Source organism: Rheinheimera sp. (assembly GCF_036568245.1).
Lineage (GTDB): Bacteria > Pseudomonadota > Gammaproteobacteria > Enterobacterales > Alteromonadaceae > Alishewanella.
In genome coordinates, this window is sequence record NZ_DATCSY010000117.1 from 1 (window position 1) to 2,645 (window position 2,645).

The following is a 2,645-nucleotide window of genomic DNA, read 5'->3' on the forward strand; positions in this document are numbered from 1 at the left end:
CTTTGCAGCGTCGCACAAAGCTGCTGCAGCTGTGTCTGTAACTCAGGGTGTTTCATCTAATTCCTTTATCAGCTGCGCCAGAAACAGCAGCTTTTCATTGTTAAGCTGGCGATAGTCAAAGTAAGGGCATACTAACAACCGGTGATAGCTATCGACCGCGAACTCGTTATTCAACCAGTTAAGCTGAGCGCTCAGGCCCGCATCCAGTAAAGCTTTAGCATAAGTGCGGCCAGCAATAATATGAATTTGCTGGCTATCGCCATTCAGCCGCGGTGCGCTAAACCACAGTGCTGTATTACTTTGCGCCTGCAGTAAATACCGATCGCGAAACAACTGCCAGCTTTTTGCCTGTGCAGTAAATGAAAACTGCTTAGCATCCAGTGCAAACAACAGTTTAGCGTAAACATTAAACAGCTTGCGCCAGCCGTTACCACAAGCGCGGTTAATCAGCTCAATTTCACCGCTCTGCAACGGCTCAACTGCCGCTAAATCGGCGTATTCAGCCATTGACGGCCTGTTGGCGATATAAACATTAACCTGCGCATCAGCATCACCAAAGCCTGCGCCATCTTGTGAAAGGGATATCATTGCACGCGAATCCGGATATACGCTCAGCCTTAATTCAGCTGGCTACTTTAGCATAAGCAGTTGCTCTGTATCTGTTTGCAGGGTAATTTTGACCGCTACTTTGCCAGGGAATGCTTATGTCATCTGTTGCTATCGCCGCCGTTAACCGGCTTGACAACTGGTTAATGCAGGTCACCCCGCCTGCAAATACTGAAGGTTTCCGCCGCTTTTGCTGGGAGTTCTGGTTTTTCAGCCTGAAGCAGACCCGCGCCTGTTTGTTTGTCGCATTGTTTTTTGCTTGTGTACTGCTGGTACCGCGCAGCGGCATTCTGGCGATTCCACGTTATGACGTGCTGCTTATACTGGCGCTGTTGATCCAGTTCTGGATGGTGTGGAGTAAGCTGGAAACCTTAGATGAACTTAAAGCCATCTGCCTGTTTCATCTGGTAGGTTTTGCACTGGAGGTGTTTAAAACCTCAGGCAGTATTCAGTCGTGGAGTTATCCGGATTTTGCCTATAGTAAAGTATTCGGCGTGCCGCTGTTTGCCGGTTTTATGTATGCCGCGGTGGGCAGTTATATTATTCAGAGCTGGCGTCTGATGCAGCAGCGTGTTGCGCATCACCCGCCATACTGGATGGCAGTGCTGGTCGCGCTGCTTATTTACGCTAACTTTTTTACTCATCATTATATCGGCGACTACCGCTGGTATATTGCTGCCGCGACACTGGGGCTATATGCCCGTACCGTAGTGTATTTTACCCCGCTGGACCGCGAGCGCAGCATGCCGCTATTGCTGGGGTTTGTGTTGGTCGGTTTTTTTATCTGGCTGGCAGAAAACATCAGCACCTTTATGGGGCTTTGGAGTTACCCGAATCAGCTCGGCGCCTCGTCGGTGGTGCATTTGGGTAAGTGGAGTTCGTGGTCACTGCTGGTGATCATGACGTTTACCATAGTGGCGCAGCTAAAGTACGTAAAACAGCGTATTGATGTGCCGCACTAGCCATAAAAAAGGCTACCTCACGGTAGCCTTTTTCTTAGCAATAGCGTTAGGCATCTTTTTCCAACAGAAAGTTAATTAACTGCTGCAGCTCTGCTTCCATATTTTTTGCGCTCAGCGCTGCATTATTAATCTTGTACTTACCGTTCACAATCAGCATCGGTACACCTGTCAGTACCCGGCGGTTAGACAAATCATCCTGCTCTTTCTTCATCTGGTTTGCCGCACCGCGGATAGAAAAGCTTTTCATCGCTTTATCGTAGGTGTCGCCGTCGATGTCATGCAACAGTACCAGGCTGCGAATGTCATTTTCGTTAGCAAAAGGCGCACGGTTACGGTGGATCTGATTAAAGAACGCGCTGGCCACCGCATCACCTTTACCCAAACCTTTCGCGACCAGATAGGCCCGGGCCAGCGTATTTTGCAGCTCGGGTGACGCGGCGCGGATAAAATCGACATGCGATTTTTTAAACTCAACACCGGCAGGTAACTTCTTTGCCACGCTTTGGGCTATGGGTTCAAATGCGTTACAACCACCACAGTAGAATGAAAAATACTCTTTCACCTCAGGTTTGGCGGTGCCTTGTTCAGCAATAATGTCGTAATGTTTACCTTCTTCAAATTGTGCGGCTTGTGCCACAGGCAACAACAGTGTCAGTGCCAATACTGCAAATAGTTTCTTCATCAGTAACGTGTCCTTAAGCGTCTTTTGCCAGCAGGAAGGCGATCAAGTTCTGCAGATCCTGCTCAACATTTTTTTTATCCAGTTCTGCCAGGTTGATCCGGTATTTACCATTGACCAACAGCATAGGTACGCCAGTTAAAATACGACGGTCACTGAGCTCTGTCTGCTCTTTTTTCATCTGCTTCACGGCAGAGTTTACCGAAAAGCTTTTCAGCGCTTTGTCGTAAGTGGCAGCATCAAAATCGTTAATCAGCATCAATTGGCGGATATCGTCAGCATTGGCGAAACCGGCACGGTCGCGGTGGATACGGTTGAAAAACGCCATCGCAATTTTATCACCCTGATGCTGAAAATCGGCTACCACATAAGCCCGTGTCAGCGCTTCCTGCAATTCA

General features: G+C 48.6%; 4 protein-coding genes. 1 reads left to right on the top strand and 3 read right to left on the bottom strand.

Annotated features, from left to right (window positions below; all coding sequences use genetic code 11):
* Positions 1-42: 42 nt before the first annotated feature.
* A complete protein-coding gene (locus VIN66_RS05310) occupies positions 43-588 on the bottom strand; it encodes a DUF6942 family protein (RefSeq protein WP_331922994.1) in 546 nt (181 codons plus the stop codon).
* Positions 589-704: 116 nt separating this feature from the next.
* Between VIN66_RS05310 and VIN66_RS05315 the strand changes: the two genes are divergently transcribed.
* Entirely contained in the window at positions 705-1,568 is an 864-nt protein-coding gene (locus VIN66_RS05315; RefSeq protein WP_331922995.1) for a DUF817 domain-containing protein, read from the top strand.
* Positions 1,569-1,614: 46 nt separating this feature from the next.
* Here VIN66_RS05315 and VIN66_RS05320 read toward each other — a convergent pair whose 3' ends face one another.
* The gene (locus VIN66_RS05320) at positions 1,615-2,250 is read right to left on the bottom strand and encodes a thiol:disulfide interchange protein DsbA/DsbL (RefSeq protein WP_331922996.1); all 636 of its coding nucleotides are present in this window, start codon (positions 2,248-2,250) and stop codon (positions 1,615-1,617) included.
* A 13-nt stretch (positions 2,251-2,263) separates the two neighbouring features.
* Positions 2,264-2,645 (bottom strand): DsbA family protein (locus VIN66_RS05325; protein ID WP_331922997.1); only part of this gene is annotated, 382 nt, incomplete at its 5' end.